Annotated in this window: 14 protein-coding genes and 1 tRNA gene; 10 read left to right on the top strand and 5 right to left on the bottom strand. The window is 67.0% G+C overall.

The window, feature by feature from the left end; all coding sequences use genetic code 11:
* The first annotated feature begins 2 nt into the window (after positions 1–2).
* The 6 genes from ACFV4K_RS11080 (at position 3) to ACFV4K_RS11055 (ending at position 2,200) form a co-directional block, all read left to right on the top strand.
* Positions 3–206, top strand: coding sequence for a DUF397 domain-containing protein (locus ACFV4K_RS11080; protein WP_379273954.1), 204 nt, complete (start codon positions 3–5; stop codon positions 204–206).
* A gap of 16 nt (positions 207–222) precedes the next feature.
* On the top strand, positions 223–429 hold the full coding sequence (locus ACFV4K_RS11075) for a DUF397 domain-containing protein (protein ID WP_379273953.1): 207 nt from the start codon (positions 223–225) through the stop codon (positions 427–429).
* 96 nt (positions 430–525) lie between these two features.
* Entirely contained in the window at positions 526–1,017 is a 492-nt protein-coding gene (locus tag ACFV4K_RS11070; protein ID WP_379273952.1) for a hypothetical protein, read from the top strand.
* Between the two features lie 201 nt (positions 1,018–1,218).
* Positions 1,219–1,674, top strand: a complete 456-nt coding sequence (locus ACFV4K_RS11065) for a helix-turn-helix domain-containing protein (protein WP_379273951.1) — start codon at positions 1,219–1,221, stop codon at positions 1,672–1,674.
* 48 nt (positions 1,675–1,722) lie between these two features.
* Positions 1,723–2,034, top strand: coding sequence for a hypothetical protein (locus ACFV4K_RS11060; RefSeq protein ID WP_379273950.1), 312 nt, complete (start codon positions 1,723–1,725; stop codon positions 2,032–2,034).
* A 93-nt stretch (positions 2,035–2,127) separates the two neighbouring features.
* Positions 2,128–2,200, top strand: a tRNA-Glu gene (locus ACFV4K_RS11055).
* Positions 2,201–2,326: 126 nt separating this feature from the next.
* Here the strand turns inward: ACFV4K_RS11055 and ACFV4K_RS11050 are convergent.
* The 5 genes from ACFV4K_RS11050 to serS all read right to left on the bottom strand — a co-directional run bounded on the left by ACFV4K_RS11050 (position 2,327) and on the right by serS (position 8,347).
* Complete coding sequence (locus tag ACFV4K_RS11050; RefSeq protein ID WP_379273949.1) at positions 2,327–2,899, bottom strand: PIN domain-containing protein; 573 nt, start codon at positions 2,897–2,899, stop codon at positions 2,327–2,329.
* 12 nt (positions 2,900–2,911) lie between these two features.
* Complete coding sequence (locus ACFV4K_RS11045; protein ID WP_379273948.1) at positions 2,912–3,457, bottom strand: helix-turn-helix domain-containing protein; 546 nt, start codon at positions 3,455–3,457, stop codon at positions 2,912–2,914.
* A 311-nt stretch (positions 3,458–3,768) separates the two neighbouring features.
* Positions 3,769–4,995 (bottom strand): MFS transporter, encoded by a 1,227-nt coding sequence (locus tag ACFV4K_RS11040; protein WP_379273970.1) that lies wholly within the window; start codon positions 4,993–4,995, stop codon positions 3,769–3,771.
* Between the two features lie 148 nt (positions 4,996–5,143).
* A complete protein-coding gene (locus ACFV4K_RS11035) occupies positions 5,144–6,937 on the bottom strand; it encodes a putative bifunctional diguanylate cyclase/phosphodiesterase (RefSeq protein ID WP_379273947.1) in 1,794 nt (597 codons plus the stop codon).
* A gap of 150 nt (positions 6,938–7,087) precedes the next feature.
* On the bottom strand, positions 7,088–8,347 hold the full coding sequence (gene serS / locus ACFV4K_RS11030) for a serine--tRNA ligase (protein WP_357088318.1): 1,260 nt from the start codon (positions 8,345–8,347) through the stop codon (positions 7,088–7,090).
* Between the two features lie 154 nt (positions 8,348–8,501).
* Between serS and ACFV4K_RS11025 the strand changes: the two genes are divergently transcribed.
* The 4 genes from ACFV4K_RS11025 to ACFV4K_RS11010 all read left to right on the top strand — a co-directional run bounded on the left by ACFV4K_RS11025 (position 8,502) and on the right by ACFV4K_RS11010 (position 12,185).
* Positions 8,502–10,091, top strand: coding sequence for a GMC family oxidoreductase (locus ACFV4K_RS11025; RefSeq protein WP_379273946.1), 1,590 nt, complete (start codon positions 8,502–8,504; stop codon positions 10,089–10,091).
* A 174-nt stretch (positions 10,092–10,265) separates the two neighbouring features.
* Positions 10,266–11,417 carry a septum formation family protein gene (locus ACFV4K_RS11020; RefSeq protein WP_379273945.1) on the top strand — a complete coding sequence of 384 codons (1,152 nt, stop codon included), beginning with the start codon at positions 10,266–10,268 and terminating at the stop codon, positions 11,415–11,417.
* Between the two features lie 19 nt (positions 11,418–11,436).
* Entirely contained in the window at positions 11,437–11,790 is a 354-nt protein-coding gene (locus ACFV4K_RS11015; protein WP_379273944.1) for a metallopeptidase family protein, read from the top strand.
* A gap of 83 nt (positions 11,791–11,873) precedes the next feature.
* On the top strand, positions 11,874–12,185 hold the full coding sequence (locus ACFV4K_RS11010; protein ID WP_379273943.1) for a PE domain-containing protein: 312 nt from the start codon (positions 11,874–11,876) through the stop codon (positions 12,183–12,185).
* Positions 12,186–12,189: the final 4 nt, after the last annotated feature.

The following is a 12,189-nucleotide window of genomic DNA, read 5'->3' as shown; positions in this document are numbered from 1 at the left end:
ACGTGGTTCTACCCCAGGGGCTGAAGTGGTTCAAGAGCAGCAGGAGCGGCTCCGAGGGCGAATGCGTCGAGGCAGCCTTTCTCGACGACGGCCAGGTCGCCATCCGCGACAGCAAGGATCGGCGCGGGCCCACGCTCGTGTTCACTCCGGCCCAGTGGGATGTCTTCACCGTCAGCGTGCGGCGCGGCGCGTTCGACCGCGGCTAGCGAGGGAGTATTCGTCGTGAACGTGAAGCTATCCGATGCGCGGTGGTTCAAGAGCAGCTACAGCCAGGCTGGTGGGGAGTGCGTCGAGGTCGCCTTCGTCGAAGGCGGGCACGTTGCCATCCGCGACAGCAAGGACCGCAGTGGACCAGCCTTCGTCTTCGCCCCCAGCGAATGGGACGCGTTCACCGATGGTGTCTGCAACGGCGAATTCGACTGTCCGTAGGGGCAATCTGCAAACCGCGCGCAGAGGGTCGGCCGGAGCGCCGACGAGCGGGAGCGGCACGGCCCCCGCTCGTAGGTGAAGCGGTAGGGTTCTGCCGTGTCGCACGCCATCACCGCAATGATCCTGCCCGGCACCGTCGATGCTGGAGCGGCGGATCGGTGGGACCTGGCACCAGTGCCGATGCGATGCGATCTCACGCTGTTTCACGTGACTCACTACTACACGGCCTATTGGCAAGCACAACTCGGAATTTCGAGCTATTTCGAACTCCCTTCCGAGGCGCCGGGACTGTTCCCGCGTGAAGGCGTCATGATGACGATTGCGACCGAGCTGGCGACGCGGCCCGACCCGACATTCGCGGTGGTGCTTACAGACTATTTCGGTGGTGCCGGCGACCAGTGGGCCGTGGTGTCGGTCGACGGCGGACCGATGCAGTCGGTGAATACCATCAACAAGGCGTTGCGTGCACTGGGCATCAGCGCCGTGGCAGGCTCAGACGAGTTCGACACGGTCGGGCTGGCGGCCCATCGGTCAACACCTGACTACCTCGACCAGTACGTCGATCTGTGCGACAAGCTCGGTGTTTGACCTGGGTTCTCCCGATTCAGATGCGCGGCAAACATATGTCTGGCGGCCGCCTTGGATCGCACGGTCGGAAACCGCGCCATCCGGGTGATCCAATGCTGAGATGCACCTGCAACAGCAGAGCGTTGCACTTATAAGTGCAATCTCTGTAGACTCTAGGTGTCTACCTGCACAGATTGCGAGCCGCCGAGAAAGGACGTCGACGTGGCAACACTACAGCGAGATGATCGCGCCACTGTGGCGGTGAGCCCACGGGAGACCGAACAGGCGCGCACTGTCCTTGCGTTCATCAGCGAGCACCAATCGAAGCACCCCACCGTGACCGTCGCGGCAGGCCCTCAGCAACAACTCACGTTGCCACCAGAGTTGGCAGCCCTTGTCCTCGAGCTGGTTGGCCTGATGGGCAAGGGTCGCACAGTCACGATCGGCAGCATCCCTGCCGAGGTCACCACCACGGTAGCCGCCGGCATGTTGCGGATTTCACGGCCGTCACTGATGAAACTTGTACGCGAGCAACGGCTCCCATCTCATAAGGTCGGATCGCACACTCGGCTGTACAGCAAGGACGTGCTGGCGTACCGCCGAGCGCAACTCGAGCAGCAAAGCAAGGCGTTCGATGAACTGCGCGCCCTCGAAGAGGAGTGGGGCGCTCTCGGCTGATCCGCCGAGTATCGAGTCACCGCTGGACCCGCTCGCTACGATAACCGAATGGTCGGCGGGCGGGTGCAGAGAGTTCTGGTCGATGCAAACATCCTGTACTCGCGCACCTTACGTGACTGGCTATCTCTGCTCTACCTGCGAGGCGGACATGGCATGTTCCAGGTCTTTTGGACTGAGGACATCATGGCTGAAACGCTCTACTGGCTCCGGAAGAACAATCCACACTTCAGCGAAGCGCAGATCGGCGGCATCCGCCGCCTCACGATCGCGACGTTCGGCGAGGACAGCGTCATCACCGGAGCGGTGCGCGCGGTTCAGGAACAGCGAATGCCGGTGTCATGCATCGTGCTGGACACGTAAATGGCGGTCCAGCGGATGCTCCAACCTCGACCCGGGCTCGTAGCGGGAATTCGCTTGCTGCAACGATATTCAGCCCCTACGCTCACGAATGGTCGCGGAGTAGCCCAGTTGGTAGAGCACCCTTCGCTCAGTCGGGGAGGCGCGGGTTCGATTCCCGCCTTCGCGGCCGACCAATCACATGCCTCGGCCCGTCATCGACAGCCGCGGACACTCCCTGAAACACAAGCGGTCTGAGACGATCTTGGACCGTTCGTGTGTGCGCTTCGTCGAATCTTCGGCGGTTACGACCGGGTCAGCCGGCCTCGCGCATCATCTCGACGGCTTCGGTCATGCCGTACCGGGATTCGAGGATGCCCAGCAGGTCGTCGACCGATAGGCGAGGGTTCCGCATGCAGCTGCTCATCTGTTGCAGCGCCCGCACCGCGGTTTCCGGGGAGGTCGATACCGTGTCGGCAGCGAACTGCGCGGGCTTGATGATCTGAATGTTCCTGGGAACCTTGTCTTTCGGGAAGTCCTTGACGTTGACGGTAACGATTGCGCCGGCGCCGCCGACCACGGCGGCGGCGAGCACATGCTCGTCATCGACATCGGGCAGATTGAAGGTGCCCTCGTAGGGTTCCCAGTTCTCCACGAGGGCGTCATCGAAGTTCGCACGCATCTGCCGGACGAGATGCTGGGATCGTTTCTCAGCCTCGGCCGGATCCATGTCGCGCCTGACAAGTTTGAGCGCTTCGTGATATTCCAGCTCTTCGAGGATGGCGTCGGACCAGAGCGGCCGATACAGCCCTTCCACGGCGAGCGAGAGCAAGAAGTCTCGTTGCGTGCTCGGCCAGAGCACACAGGTGTCGAGCAGTACGGCGAACACGACGCGATTGTCTCAGCTGTCCTTCGGGCGAAGGGCTTTCGCGCGCCGCCGCGCCGCTACGACACGGCGTGCCTCCTTCAGGTTGGCCCGCACTGCCTCGGGATCGTCCTCGTCATTGATATCCACGGAGGTTTCCTCGATCGCGGCGTACTGCCGCAGCTTCCGCGCCTGCTGGTAGTCCAGTACATCATGCAAGCGCAGGCGGTGACGAGACCCCACTCTTTCGGCGGGCAGCTCTCTACGCTCGATCAGCTTGATGACCGTCGGACGACTGACGCCGAGCAGGTCGGCAGCCTGCTGCGAGGTCAGCGTCATGCTGCGCGGCGCGATGGTGACCGCCTTGCCGGCCTGCATGGCCGCGACCACCTGTACCAGCGCCTCGTGTACCTCTGGCGGCAGCTGGATCCGCTCGGACTCACTCGCCCCCACCAGCGCGTAGCGCACCTGGCGCCGCTGCCCCACAGCCGCGTGGGTGGTCAGGAAGTCCAGCAGCGAAGGCAGTTCCTGCGTGTGTTCCGGTGCCAGCTCGAACGTGCGCTCTTCCACTGCCGCGGTCATAACCTGCCTCCATCCATATTCGAAAGTTCCGAATACTGTTTCGATTCTTTCGAATTTCACCTTCGCACGGTTTCCGCGCAAAGTCGAGGGAGGTGCTGGACACAGTTCGACCACAGGTTGTCCGGGAATGCCGTCAGCGCCGCGATGACAGCCGGAACGACAGGGCACGAATCGTGGGTGCGCCAGGGAAGTGCCCGTGCCATCGGGGCGGGAGTTCTCCGATCCCGAGATACAGCGAAGGTAGTCCAGCGCGGGTATGACGGTCGTGATGACCGGGCTCAACTGGTGGCCGGGCTTGACCGAACTGGAGATCAGGAGCGGAACCCGGGAGGGAGCCAGGTTGGGGTCAGGACGGCAGCCAGGAGGAGGGGGGCGCCGAGGGCTGCGACCATGAGCGGCAGGGGGAGCCAGGTGGTGGCTATGGCTGCGAAAGCGAAGACCAGGAGGGCGATCACCTCGGTGGTGAAGCCGGCGACCGACGTGACGGTGGCGCGGGCGGGGCCGGTGATCGAGTCCTGCAGCCGCGCCGAGGCGATGACGTCGGCGTTGTAGTCGATGCCGTAGGCGATGCCCACCGCCGAAAAGCCCACGGCGGTCAGCACATACAGGGCGGTCGGGTGATTGGCGGCCATACCGGTCAGCAGCGCGCCGCCGATGAACAACACGCCTGCCGCGGCCAGTGCCGACGCCATGACGGGGGCCGACATGCGCTCGGTGCGGCCCGCCAGCATTGCGCCGCCGAGGGATCCGGCGACCGTGACGCCCACGAGTACTGCGGCCAGAGACGGGCCGGCGCCGGCGTGGTCGGCTAGCAATGAGAAGTACTCGTCGAAGGCGGTGATGCCGTTCAGGAGCGCTACCAGGATCACGCCTCGGCGGATCAGCTTGACCCGCAAGGCTTCTCGTAGACCGGTGCGCAGCATGGCGACGTAGCCGCGGGGAGGCGATGCCGGCTCGCGCGGGTTGGGGGATGAGGAGGCGATGTCCGGAGCGGCGCCGCCGAGCAGGTCTTCTGTGTCCTCGATATCCTCGATTTCGGTGGCGGACACCGACTTCGGCGCGGTCGGCAGCAGTCCTGCGGTCAGGGTGTGGACGGCGGCGATCGCAACGCTGGACCAGGCCACCAGGGGGTACCCGCCCCAGGCGTAGAGGGGGGCGGCGGCGAGAATGCCTGCGAGCGCGGCGGCTTCGGTGGCGGCGCGGACGTAGCCCATCAGGCGCGGGTAGTCGGCGGTCGCCCCGCGAGTGTGCAGGTCGTCGTAGATCAAGGCTTCGAAGGTGCCCGATCGGAGTGCGCCGGACGTACCCCAGAGCACGAAGCCAGCAGCGAAGCCCAGGTAGGACGGGTACAAGATCCAGACCGCGAAGCCCGCCGCCAGTAGCGCGCCGGACAGTACGAGCAGGCCACGCCGCGACACAGTGTCGGCCCACGCTCCGGAGGGGATCTCCAGGATGAACGCGGTGGCCGACCAGATCGCGAACAGCGAGGAGATCTGCGCGGGGTTCAGGCCGTGGTCGGCGAAGAGGAGGGCGTAGATGGCGTAGAGCGGGATCAGGTCCGCGGTGAACGCGAACAGGACCGCACGAAAGGTGAGTGCGCGCGTCGAGCCCGCACGCTCGGTGCGAGTCGGGGGCAGAGCACTACGAAGGACGAATCAACAGGCGTAGATCAGCATCCGCATGCGCTCAACTCTGCGCGCCGGAGATACCACCGTCAAGCGGATTATCGATGGGGATCCAGCCGTTGCTGGACGGTTCGCCCTCCGAGACCGACGCGCCGACCAGGCCGGGACGGTCGTTGAGGTCGTTGATGAGCTCGGTGACCGGGTGCGAGTCGCTGTAGTGGTAGCCCTGGGCCAGGGCGAAACCGAGCTCGGTGAGGACGGCGGCCTGGTATTCGGTTTCCACGCCCTCGGCGATGACCTGGAGGTCCAGGGACTTGCTCAGGGCCGCGATCACGCCCAGCAGCGGCGGGGCGGGGGAATCGGAGCGGATGGAGGCCACGAAGGACTGGTCCACCTTGAGGATGTCCGACGGGAGGGTGGCCAGGCGGCTCAGGGACGAGTAGCCGGTGCCGAAATCGTCGATGGCGATGCGGACGCCGAACTCGCGCAGCTTGTGCAGGTTCGCGATCGCGGTCTCGGACTCGGCGGCCAGCTCGCTCTCGGTCACCTCGAGCACCAGTTGCTCGGCGGGCCAGCCGGTTTCCTCGAGAATGCCGGAAACCCGGGCGGCGTAGTCGGACTCGGCCAGCTCCAGGCCGCTCACATTGACGTTCAGGGTCAGGTCCAGCTGCGCGAACGTCTCCTGCAGGCGGGCGGCGTCGGCACAGGCGCGGCGCAACACCAGCTCGTCCAGATCGGAGATGAGGTCGTACTCCTCGGCGACCCGGATCAGGCCCTCCGTGGTGACCTCCGGCTGCGCGTGAGAAGACCAGCGCAGCAAGGCTTCCACGCCGACCGCGCGGGTATCGCCGTCGGTGAGACTCACGATCGGCTGGTACTGCACGTCCAAGGTGCCGCGGTCGATCGCCTCGCGCAGCTCCACCGCCAGCGGCAACTGCCGCGACGACTCCAGCACCGTGCGATTACGGCCCGCCTGCTTGGCCCGGTACAGGCCCACATCCGCGCGCGACACCAGCAGCGAACCGGATTCACCCGGCTGCCACGACGTCACACCCGCCGAACAACCGGTGGTGACGGCGGCCCGCAGCTCCTCGGTCAACAGGATCGCGGCCTGCTCGGTGGTGCCGGGCAGCAGCAGCGCGAACGCGTCACCGCCGTAGCGGGCCAGGCGCTGATCCGGCGCCAGCAGTTTCGACCAGGTGTCGGCCACCCGCTGCAACACGGCGTCACCGGCCCGGTGACCCAGATGGTCGTTGATCTTCTGGAAGCGGTCCAGGTCCACCAGCACCAGGGCCAGACCCTGACCGGTGCGGGTGGCGTGCGCGATGGCATTGCTCAACGCGCGATCGAAACCGCGGCGATTCAGCAGACCGGTCAGCACGTCGATGTCGGCGTCGGACGCCATACGGGTCAAAATGCCGACCACGATGCCGATTCCGAAGGTGATACCCGCCGGAATGATGCCCGACCACCACGGCAGCCCGCGCGACGGCACCACCCACAGACAGCAGGCGATGGCGAACGCCAGATGCGCGCCCAGCCAGCGCCAGGAGAAGAAGATCGCGGCGTCACAGGCCACGAAGACATAGAACGCCGCCAGGCTGATCGCGCCCACCGTGTTCGGAAACCAATGCACCGCAACGGTCACCAGCACCGTCGCGGCCGCCACATAGAGGTGGTGCACCGAATGCGGCAACCTCGGACCCCAGATGAGCAGACTGATACCCAGCAGCAGCGCCACGAACGCCGCCGCGCCCACCAGCGGCCGATTGCCCTCATCACCCGGAGCCACGGCGGTCAGGACAAGACCCAGAAAGCCACCCATGACGTAGAACGCCCCGGTGGTCCGAGCCATGACCATTGCCGTCGCCAGCGCCGATGCCGCCCGGACCCGGGTTCGGGCATCGCCGCGAGACCCGATTCCTCGCACGCTGACCAGCCTAGCCACAAGCCCAGCCAGCGGTAGACACATCCGGCGGAATAAGCCACGCCGAGTAGCGAATACTCAGCGCGGCTCCAAAACCTCGGAGCCGACGAAAGGCACCAGCGCAGCGGGCACTCGCACCGAACCGTCCGCTTGCTGGTGGTTTTCCAGCAGCGCGACAATCCAGCGCGTTGTCGCCAATGTGCCATTCAGGGTGGCGGCGGTCTGCGGCTTGCCGTTCTCGTCGCGGTACCGGACATTCAGGCGACGGGCCTGGAACGTGGTGCAGTTCGAGGTCGAGGTGAGTTCGCGGTAGGTCTGCTGGGTGGGAACCCAAGCCTCGCAATCGAATTTGCGGGCCGCCGAGCTGCCCAGGTCGCCCGCCGCCACGTCGATCACCCGGTAGGGCACCTCGATGGCGGCCAGCATCTCCCGCTCCCAGGCCAGCAGGCGCCGGTGTTCCTCGTCGGCCTGCTCCGGGGTGGTGTAGACGAACATCTCCACCTTGTCGAACTGGTGCACGCGGATGATGCCGCGGGTGTCCTTGCCGTAGCTGCCCGCCTCGCGACGGAAGCACGACGACCAGCCGGCATAGCGCTTGGGACCGGCGCTCAGATCCAGGATCTCGCCCGAGTGATAACCCGCCAGCGGCACCTCCGAGGTGCCGACCAGGTACAGGTCGTCGTCCTCGAGGTGGTAGACCTCGGCCGAGTGCTGGCCCAGGAAGCCGGTGCCCTGCATGATCTCCGGGCGCACCAGCACCGGCGGGATCATCATGGTGAAACCGTTCGCCGTCGCCTTCTGCGCGGCAAGCTGCAACAGGCCGAGCTGCAGCAGCGCGCCGTTGCCGGTCAGGAAGTAGAACCGCGAGCCCGACACCTTCGCGCCGCGCTCCATGTCGATCAGGCCCAGCGACTCACCCAGATCCAGGTGGTCCTTCGGCTCGAAATCGAACTCGCGCGGCGTGCCGACCGTCTCGAGCACGATGTAGTCGTCCTCGCCGCCGGCGGGCGCGCCCTCCTGCACCACGTTCGACAGCGCGCGCTGGGCGGCGTCGAGGTCGACGTCCGCGGCGTTCTCCGCCGCCTCCGCCTCCTTCACCTTCGCCGACAGCTCCTGGCCCACCTGGAGCAGCGCCGGGCGCTCCTCCTTGGAAGCCTTGCCGACCTTCTTGCCCAGGGCCTTCTGCTCGGCGCGCAGATTGTCGGCCGTCGCGACCGCCGCGCGACGGGCGGCATCCGCCTCGAGCAGGGCATCCACCAGGGACGGGTCCTCACCGCGAGCACGCTGCGAAGCACGGACCACGTCGGGGTTTTCCCGCAGGAATCGAAGGTCGATCATAGGTATTCAGCCTAGTGGGAAGGCGCCACCGGTTTTCGTGTAGGTCCGATCAATTCATCCACCCCACAACCAGGTGATTTCCGCCATAGGGTTAGCCCGATGGGACGGCAGGAGCCCGGGAAGGGCTCCGCCGTGGTCTTTCCGAGGAGTCACCATGCCCCAATACACCCCGCACACCGCCGATTTCGTCGTAGTCGGTGCCGGATCGGCGGGGGCCGCACTGGCCGCGAAACTGAGTGAACGACCCGGCGTCAGCGTCGTGGTCCTGGAGGCCGGCGGCGAGGACAACGACAAGTTCGCGCACATCCCGGCGGCGTTCAACCAGCTGTTCCAGGGCGACAACGACTGGAACTATCGGACCGAGACCCAGCCCGAACTCAGCAACCGGCGCGTCTACTGGCCGCGCGGCAAGATGCTCGGCGGATCCTCCTCCATGAACGCCATGATGTGGGTGCGCGGCTTCGCCGCCGACTACGACGAATGGGCCCGCTACGCCGGACCCGAATGGTCCTTCGAGAACGTGCTGCCGTACTTCCAGCGGATCGAATCCGTGGAAGAGGCCAGCGAGGCCTGCGAAGGCCGCAAGGGACCGCTGCACATCTCCCGCCAGCGCAGCCCCCGCGCCCTCACCCACACCTACCTGCAGGCCGCCGCCGAAGCCGGATACCCGGTCGAACGCGCCAACGGCGATCGGCCGCAAGGGTTCTCGCAGACCATGGTGACCCAGAAGCGCGGCGCCCGGTGGAGCACCGCCGACGCCTACCTGCGGCCCGCCCGCCAGCAGGGCCGCAACCTCACCGTCGTCACCGACGCGCACGCCACCCGGGTGCTGTTCGAGGGCACCCGCGCCATCGGCGTGGAATTCCGGATCGGCGGCGAGACCAAGCAGATCAGCGCCAAACGCGAGGTCATCCTTTCCGGCGGCGCGATCAACAGCCCGCAGCTGCTCGAGCTGTCCGGCATCGGCGACGGCGACCGGCTGCAGGAACTCGGCATCCCCGTGGTGCGGCACCTGCCCGAGGTCGGGCGCGGCCTGCGCGACCACCTGGCCGCCCCCATCGTCTACCGCACCACCGGCGGCAGCCTCTACGGCGCGGACAAGAACCTGCTCGAACTCGCCAACTACCTGGTGCTGCGGCGCGGCCAGCTCACCTCCAACATCGGTGAGGCGTACGGGTTCACCCGCAGCCGCGAGGACCTCGACCTGCCCGACCTGGAGCTGATCTTCGCGCCCGCCCCCTACATCGCCGAGGGCCTGGGCGAACCCGACGGGCACGCGCTCACCTTCGCCGCGGTGCTGCTCAAGCCGGAATCCATCGGCAGCGTCTCCATCACCTCGCCGGATCCGTTCGTCGCGCCGCGCATCAATCCGCGCTACTGCGCCGAACCCGCCGACCGCGCCGCCCTGCTCGCGGGCCTGCGCACCTGCGTCCAGATCGCCGGCCAGCCCGCGCTGAAGGAGCACATCGGCGAGCTCATGCAACCCGCCGTCCCGTCCGACACCGCGCTGGACGAGGTGCTGCGCCGCTGCCTCGAGGACCACTCGCACACGCTGTACCACCCGGTCGGCACCTGCGCGATGAGCCGCGACGAATCCAGCGTGGTGGACCCGGAGCTGCGGGTGCGCGGCATCGAGGGCCTGCGCGTCGCCGACACCTCGGTGATGCCGGTGATCACCCGCGGCCACACCCACGCCCCGGCCGTCATGATCGGCGAGAAGGCGGCCGACCTGATCCTGTCGTAACGCCCACGACCAGCGGCATAGCGCCGCGACAGAACACCCCGAGGGTTCGCGGCGCGTCTCGTTCTGGACCGAGTGGAGCGGAGGAGCGAAGCGGGGAGCGGAGGGAGGCAAGAACGAGACCTCCAGCGCCGCGAACCGGCCGGAGCGAAGCGGAGGCAATTAGACTCAGCCGCGATGCCTGAGCAAAAGACGCCTTCGCAGTGGTCCTCGCAGCGCCCCGGGTCGCCGTCCCGTCGCAAGCCGACGGCGACGGATCGACTGCTGACGCCCTTCCGCGCGGTGGAAGCCCAGCTGGACAAGAACGGTCCGCTCTCGGCGTCCACCGTGCGGTGGGGGTTGCTGGCCATGGCGGTCGGCGTCACGCTCGCCGTGCTCATCACCATGTTCGTCTCGCACGGCTTCGACTCCAACCGGGTGAAGGCGCACGCGCCGGGGGCCGCGCAGCCCACCGGCGCGGTCGCGGGCGCGGCCTTCGGCACCGCCAAGGAGGGCGACTGCCTGACCTGGACCAAGTCCAATGCCAGCGACCTGTCCAAGGTGGAGTGCGGCGGCAAGCACCTGTTCGAGGTGACCGCCGACATCGACCTGAGCAAGTACCCGGGCAAGGAGTTCGGGCCCGGCTCCCGCTTCCCGGACTCGCTGCGCTTCTCCGAACTGCGCGACGAGCACTGCGTGTCCGCCGCCCAGGAGTACCTCGGCGGCCGGCTCGACCCGCGCGGCAAATTCGTTGTCGGCCTGATCAATCCGGGTGAGGCGGGCTGGAAGGCGGGCGAGCGCACGCTGCGCTGCGGCCTGCAGGTCTCCGGCAGTCAGGGCCTGGCCACCAAGCCCATCACCGGCAGCGTGCGCGACATCAACCAGTCCAAGGTCTACGACGTGGGCACCTGCATCGGCATCAAGTCGAACCTGCCCACCGACCCGGTCGACTGCGCCCAGCCGCACGCCTTCGAGATCGTCTCCACCGTAGACCTGGCCACCCACTTCAACGGCGGCCCGCCGTCGAAGGACGAGCAGGACAAGTACATGGAAGACCAGTGCGCCAAGGACGCCACCGACTACCTCGGCTCCCCCGACGCGCTGCGCAACAAGACCCTCACCCTGTTCTGGGACGCGCTCGACACCCGCAGCTGGGTCGCGGGCAGCCGCAGCCTCAACTGCCTGGTCGGCAAGGGCGCGGATCAGGAGGGCTTCGCGGCCATCACCGGATCGGCCAAGGGCGACATCCAGATCGACGGTCAGGCCCCGGTGCCGCCGCCCAACAACGGCCGCTACACCCCGCCGCCGCTGCCCGGCGCGGTGCCGCCGGTCATCCCCCAGCCGCGCTAGTTCCGGGGACCGAGCAGTCATGCCCGTCTCGATGTCCGACGACCGCTTCGAGGAGCTGGTCGGCGACGCGCTCGACCTGATTCCGCCGGAACTGGCCCGGGCGATCGACAATGTGGTGGTCCTCATCGAAGCGCGCAGCGACGAGGACCCCCACCTGCTCGGGCTCTACCACGGCATCGCCCTCACCGATCGGGACTTCAGCCACTACGGAGGCGCGCTGCCGGACACCATCACCATCTATCGCGACGCCATCCTCGAGATGTGCGGCAGCGAAGACGAGGTGGTCGAAGAGGTGGCGGTCACGGTGATTCACGAGATAGCGCACTATTTCGGGATCGACGACGAACGGCTCCATCAGCTGGGATGGGGCTGATTCGCGGAAGCCGGGAACCGGTCGGCAGACCTCTGCGTCCAATCTCCATAACCGGAGGAAGAACGTAGAGAGGGAGTCCGATCATGGTTGGCCACGTCCTCGTGCAGCCCGAGGTGATCCTCGCGGCCGCCCTGGAACTCGACCTACTCGCCGAACGCCTGGCTGTCGCCGCGAGCGCGGCCGCACCGGCGACCCATGTGCTCCCCTCCGGCACCGAAGAGGTGTCCTTCCTGGCCGCCGCGCATTTCAACACCGCCGCGCTGACCCACGACCGGTCCGTCGCCCAGGGCATTCTCGAACTGCACCACGCCGCCGCCACCCTGCGCAGCCAGTTGGCCCAGTACCTGGCCCTGGACGCAGAGCGGGCGGCCGGTATCGCGGCGATCCAGGTGTAGGGGA

The sequence above is a fragment of the Nocardia sp. NPDC059764 genome (genome assembly GCF_042732555.1).
Classification (GTDB): domain Bacteria; phylum Actinomycetota; class Actinomycetes; order Mycobacteriales; family Mycobacteriaceae; genus Nocardia.
This window is presented reverse-complemented; position numbering and strand designations above follow the sequence as displayed.

Coding starts and splice junctions, on each gene's coding strand:
- ACFV4K_RS11025 (WP_379273946.1), top strand. CDS start 8,502: ATGCCCCAATACACCCCGCACACCGCCGATTTCGTCGTAGTCGGTGCC.
- ACFV4K_RS11060 (WP_379273950.1), top strand. CDS start 1,723: ATGGTCGGCGGGCGGGTGCAGAGAGTTCTGGTCGATGCAAACATCCTG.
- ACFV4K_RS11015 (WP_379273944.1), top strand. CDS start 11,437: ATGCCCGTCTCGATGTCCGACGACCGCTTCGAGGAGCTGGTCGGCGAC.
- ACFV4K_RS11010 (WP_379273943.1), top strand. CDS start 11,874: ATGGTTGGCCACGTCCTCGTGCAGCCCGAGGTGATCCTCGCGGCCGCC.
- serS (WP_357088318.1), bottom strand. CDS start 8,347: ATGATCGACCTTCGATTCCTGCGGGAAAACCCCGACGTGGTCCGTGCT.
- ACFV4K_RS11045 (WP_379273948.1), bottom strand. CDS start 3,457: ATGACCGCGGCAGTGGAAGAGCGCACGTTCGAGCTGGCACCGGAACAC.
- ACFV4K_RS11035 (WP_379273947.1), bottom strand. CDS start 6,937: ATGGCTCGGACCACCGGGGCGTTCTACGTCATGGGTGGCTTTCTGGGT.
- ACFV4K_RS11020 (WP_379273945.1), top strand. CDS start 10,266: ATGCCTGAGCAAAAGACGCCTTCGCAGTGGTCCTCGCAGCGCCCCGGG.